5 protein-coding genes are annotated in these 5,126 nt (G+C 46.8%); 2 read left to right on the top strand and 3 right to left on the bottom strand.

Annotation, left to right across the window (positions count from 1 at the left end):
- Window positions 1-237: 2OG-Fe(II) oxygenase family protein (locus VM802_RS25690; protein ID WP_325536093.1), on the top strand; the 237-nt coding region annotated here is incomplete at its 5' end.
- 399 nt (window positions 238-636) lie between these two features.
- Window positions 637-1,830 carry a chromate efflux transporter gene (gene chrA, locus VM802_RS25695; RefSeq protein WP_325536095.1) on the top strand — a complete coding sequence of 398 codons (1,194 nt, stop codon included), beginning with the start codon at window positions 637-639 and terminating at the stop codon, window positions 1,828-1,830.
- Here the strand turns inward: chrA and VM802_RS25700 are convergent.
- The 3 genes from VM802_RS25700 to ku form a co-directional block, all read right to left on the bottom strand.
- A complete protein-coding gene (locus VM802_RS25700) occupies window positions 1,825-3,171 on the bottom strand; it encodes a sigma-54-dependent transcriptional regulator (RefSeq protein ID WP_325536097.1) in 1,347 nt (448 codons plus the stop codon). The two genes, chrA and VM802_RS25700, sit on opposite strands and share 6 nt — an antisense overlap.
- A gap of 93 nt (window positions 3,172-3,264) precedes the next feature.
- Window positions 3,265-4,179, bottom strand: coding sequence for a non-homologous end-joining DNA ligase (gene ligD, locus VM802_RS25705; RefSeq protein WP_325536099.1), 915 nt, complete (start codon window positions 4,177-4,179; stop codon window positions 3,265-3,267).
- A 233-nt stretch (window positions 4,180-4,412) separates the two neighbouring features.
- On the bottom strand, window positions 4,413-5,126 hold a 714-nt coding region (gene ku / locus VM802_RS25710; RefSeq protein ID WP_325536101.1), incomplete at its 5' end, for a non-homologous end joining protein Ku.

The raw sequence follows: 5,126 nt of genomic DNA on the forward strand, positions 1-5,126 counted from the left end.
CTACAACGTCTGACCAACAACCGTCTGAAATCCACCACGCATCGCGTTGTGAACCCGCCACGCGAACGCTGGAACACATCCAGGTACTCTATCCCATTCTTCCTGCATCCTAAATCGGATATGAAACTGGATTGCCTGGAAAGCTGTGTTACAGCTGAACATCCGCTCGCATATGAGCCCATAACTGCCGGGGAATACCTCGATGAGCGCCTCCGGGAAATTGGCCTTAAAAAGTAAGGCCGGGCGGAAATCGCCATCATACAGAACTATAACGATTGTACTGATATGAAGTCCCGGCAAGTTACGCTTACCGGGACTTTATCTTTACTCTGCAGGTCGCAGGTCAGTTTCTTTAATGGCTCACAGATAGATATGGTTATTTCTGCTGGTCTTTCAAATATGGTTATACTTTTTATCCGAACACTTTGCATGCCGGTGGGTTATATTTTAAATGCTAGCACAAAACAATCACAACGGATAAAAGGCCATATTTCGTTTACAGAGACACCCATATTACAAGGATTGTGCCTGTATTAAAAATAAGAGCTGGCTACTTTAGCAACACTGTTGTATTTTGTTCGATTATTTCGTTAATTTATTGTGACCTCCGGGATGGGGGTGTCTTTTAAACAAACTGTGTTTCTACGTCATATTCCTTTTCTGAAAGCAGTGCTATTGCATAGCCTTACCGCCTATGGTGGTCCGCAGGGTCATCTCGCAATGATGATGAAAACTTTCGTTCATCAGCGCAAAGATGTTACTGAACAGGAATTGATGGAATACAACGCATTTTGCCAGCTGCTCCCCGGCGCATCCTCCTCTCAAACACTGACCCTCATTGGCTATAAACGCGGGGGTGTTATGCTGGCTATCTTCACCCTGTTGATCTGGATTACGCCAGCCTGTTTGCTGATGGGGTCTCTGAGCTTTCTGCTGCAGTATTTCGATAAGCAAGCTCTGCAAACAGACATCTTCAAATACGTTCAGCCTATGGCGGTGGGCTTCCTGGCCTATGGCGGCATCAAGGCGTACCGCATCAGCATTAACAACCTTGCGACCTTCCTGATTATGATCGTGGCAATGTTTGCCGCTTTCTATATCAAGTCGCCCTGGACTTTCCCGGCACTGATTATACTTGGTGGCATTGTTTCCAACTTCAGCAACAAACGCATCCCCGATATTTTGGAGAAACCTAAAAAAATACAATGGGGCAATATCTGGTTGTTTGTTTTAATATTTATACTGGCCGGTGTGCTCTCTGAGTATGCACGTTCTCATCACTGGATTACGCGCAGACCCTTCAACCTGTTTGAGAACTTCTACCGGTTCGGAAGTCTGGTGTTTGGCGGAGGAGATATCCTGATAGCGATGATGCTGGAACAATACGTAACACGCGCCAAAACCCAGTTCCTGACAGCCGAAGAGCTGCTTACTGGTGCAGGTATCATGCGTGCGTTACCTGGCCCAACCTTCTCTATATCGGCCTATGTAGGCGGCATGGCCATGCGCAACCTGGGTATGGGCTACCAGTTCCTTGGCTGTATACTGGCTCCCATAGCCATTTTCCTACCTAGTCTCCTGCTGGTGCTGTTCTTCTTCCCGATATGGCATAACCTGAAAAAGTATGTGGTAATCTATCGCGCGCTGGAAGGTATCAATGCAGTGGTGGTGGGTATTATGTGGGCAGCAACCTTCATTTTGCTCTTTGCCATTCCCATTAACATGTCCAGCCTCGTGATTATACTTACCACACTGGGACTACTACTGCTCACCAGGGTTCCTTCTCCCTTTATCGTACTGGCCTGCCTGTTAATGGGATGGCTGCTATAATATGCTGATCTGATATTCCTTGATCTTGTTGTACAATGTGGTAAGACCTATACCCATCAATTCGGCGGCTCTGGTCTTATTTCCTTTCACGTGTGCGAGCACCCGGGTGATATGCCTCTTCTCCATATCCGCAAGCAACATGGAAGAAGAAATATCATCGGCCGATTGCTGCTGAAAATCGAAAGGTAGAATCGGCGCGTCCAGTATATCCGTATCCGTTAGTATGGCCGCGCGCTCTATTACATTACGCAATTCCCGGATGTTGCCCTTCCAGCTGTGGTGCTGGAGTGCTTCCAGGAAGGCAGGCGTCATGCCGGTAATGCGCTTGTTCATCTTTGGCCCAAACTGCTGAATGAACCATTGCGCTAGAACCGGAATGTCTTTCTTTCGCTCATTCAGTGAGGGCAGACGGATCTGGAACACCGACAAGCGATAGAACAGGTCCTCCCTGAAATGCCCGGCAGCAATCTCTTGCTCAAGATTTCGGTTGGTAGCGGCAATGATGCGCACATCTGTCTTTATCGGCTTAGGCTCCCCTACTTTATAGAATTCCTGTGCTTCCAGTACACGCAGCAGCTTTGCTTGCAACTCCACGGGCATCTCTCCTATTTCATCCAGGAAAATGGAGCCTCCGCGGGCTTCTTCAAAGAATCCTTTCTTATCCTTTATAGCACCCGTAAATGCACCTGCCACATGGCCAAATAACTCACTCTCCAGTATATCCTTGCCAATAGCACTGCAATTGACCGCTACAAACGGCTGTTGACGGCGGCTGCTGCCCTGATGAATGGCCTGCGCAAATACTTCTTTACCGGAACCGGTTTCTCCCAGCAGCAGTACGGTCATGTCTGTAGGCGCTACTTTCTCAGCCAAAGCCACAGCGGCATTGATCTCGGGCGATGAGCCTATTATATTGTCGAAATTATACTTCCCGCTTATTTTCCTTTCCAGGTCGCGGATACGGAACTGCAGCGCGGCTTTGTCCATCGCTTTGCTGACAAGCGGCAGTATACGGTTGTTATCGTCTCCTTTGGTGATGTAATCAAACGCACCGTTCTTGATAGCCTGAACGCCATCTGCAATATTGCCATAGGCAGTAAGTACGATGGTTTCTGCTTCCGGGTATTTTGAGCGGATCGTCTGTACCAGTTCTACACCATTGCCATCAGGCAATTTAACATCAGACAGTATTACACGGATTTCTTCTCTTTCCAGGATCTTCATGGCAGCGCGCACATTAGACGCTTCATACATGGTATATCCTTCCAGCGCCAACAGGCGGCTCAACAGCTTCCGTAACTGGTCTTCATCATCAATAATCAGTATATGGCCCTTTGACATGCTGTTATCAGTTATTTTGCTTCACCAGATAGCTATTGGTTTACGTAACTATTTGGCAAGGCAAAGTAACTAAATAAGTAAATACCGGGATTACTATTTCTTCATCACCTTTTTAAGATCGTTAGAAGTATTACGGATATCCCGCCAGATGTCACCTTTTTCGTTTAATCGTTGGAGTGAATTGAAAATATTAAAATCACTGATGTGTAAATCCTCATTTATTTCATCCCAATCCAGTGGCATAGATACCGGTGCACCAGGTTTGGGCCGCACGGAGTAGGCAGAGGCTATGGTTTGCCCCTTGCTGTTCTGTAGGAAATCGATGTATACTTTTTTGTGCCGCTGCGCCTTTGTTCTTATCACACTGGTGGTTAGCGGTAACTGCTGGTTTACCTCCCTCGCCACATACCCCGCGAAAGAACGACCTGTTTCATAATCGTATTTCGCATTCACAGGAATATAGATGTGCAGTCCGGTAGAACCAGAGGTTTTGCAGTAGCTGGTTATTTCAAGCTGATTAAGGAAATCCCGGATATAATGTGCCGTTTCCACCACATACCTGAAATCTATCTCTTCCGGGTCAAGATCAATGATCACAAAGTCAGGCCGGTCAGGGTTACGGGTGCGCGACAACCACGGATTGATTTCAATGCAGCCAAGGTTCACCATATAGGCAAGTGTAGCCTCGTTGTTGCAAATCAGGTAATCCACGTCTTTCTGCGTGGATATTGCCCTTACCGGCACGCTTCTCACCCAGGAAGGGGTTTGATCCAGGTCAAGGTCTTTCTGGTAAAAGGAATGGCCCTTTATCCCATTAGGAAAGCGGTGTAACGACAATGGACGGTCTTTCAGATGGGGCAGGATGTATTTTGCTACAGATAAGTAGTAGTCGATCAGTTGCCCCTTAGTGATCTTTTCGTTTGGCCAATAGATCTTCTGCTGATTGGTTAAAGTCACCTTTTTCCCATTGAGGATGAGTATGCGGTCTTTTTCAACTGTTGTCACCATATCAACTCATTTAATGGTTTCAGGGAACCCGCCTCCATTCAGCTATCATCCGGCAATTATTTGCGCCCCATAGTGCGAAATATTCTCCACAGTACCTGGGTATCCAATGCATTTCCGTCCGGTATCTCATCGCCTCAGTAAATTACATCCATCAAAATATTGAAGTCGGGTTCCATATTTTACAGGCTTTTCAGCTTTCGTATATTCATTGCTGTTATACTACTTTCATTATTTCATGAAGCGCGCTTCTTACCTGGTTTAGTCAGGCTGGCTTTCAGCTGATCAAACAGATCGTCGCTCTTGGTATGTACCACCTGCATTTTCTTAATCACCGGTTTCTTGCCGCTGGCTTTGGCTTTAATAATCTTCATCAGCTCTGCTTTGTATTCGTCTTTGTATTGGCTGATGTCGAATGCCGCGGAATATTGTTTTATCAGCTCCACGGCCATATCCACCTCCCGCTTTGTAAGTTTTACATTGGCAGGCACGCTGAACTCCGGGGCACGGATCTCCTCTTCAAAGCGGAGCTGCTGCAGCAGCAGGTAATTTTCACGCGGCCTGATCACAGAGAGGTGTTCCTGTGTACGTAGCACAAAGCGGCTCATTCCGACCTTACCCGTCTTCAGCAGACTTTGCAACAGTAGTTCGTATGCCTTTTCACCGCCTTTACCAGGTTCAACATAATACGGAGATTCAAAATAAATATCATCAATCTCGGTTTCTTCTACAAAAGATTCGATCTCGATGACCTTTGATTTCTTCGGGCTGGCTGCTTCAAAGTCTTCCTCATCCAGTATTACATATTCATCGTTGTATAAATATCCCTTTACGATCTGTTCCCACGGTACTTCTCTACCGGTGTCTTCACTTACCCGCTTGAATTTGATATGGGCGTGGGTCTTACCATCGAGCATGTCCAGGTCCAGGCGGCTGTCCTGGGTGGCGCT

The sequence above is a fragment of the Chitinophaga sp. genome, assembly GCF_035538455.1.
Taxonomy (GTDB): domain Bacteria; phylum Bacteroidota; class Bacteroidia; order Chitinophagales; family Chitinophagaceae; genus Chitinophaga.

Excerpts from the sequence above, each read along its gene's own strand:
- VM802_RS25700 (WP_325536097.1), bottom strand. The coding sequence starts at position 3,171 with ATGTCAAAGGGCCATATACTGATTATTGATGATGAAGACCAGTTACGG.
- ligD (WP_325536099.1), bottom strand. The coding sequence starts at position 4,179 with ATGGTGACAACAGTTGAAAAAGACCGCATACTCATCCTCAATGGGAAA.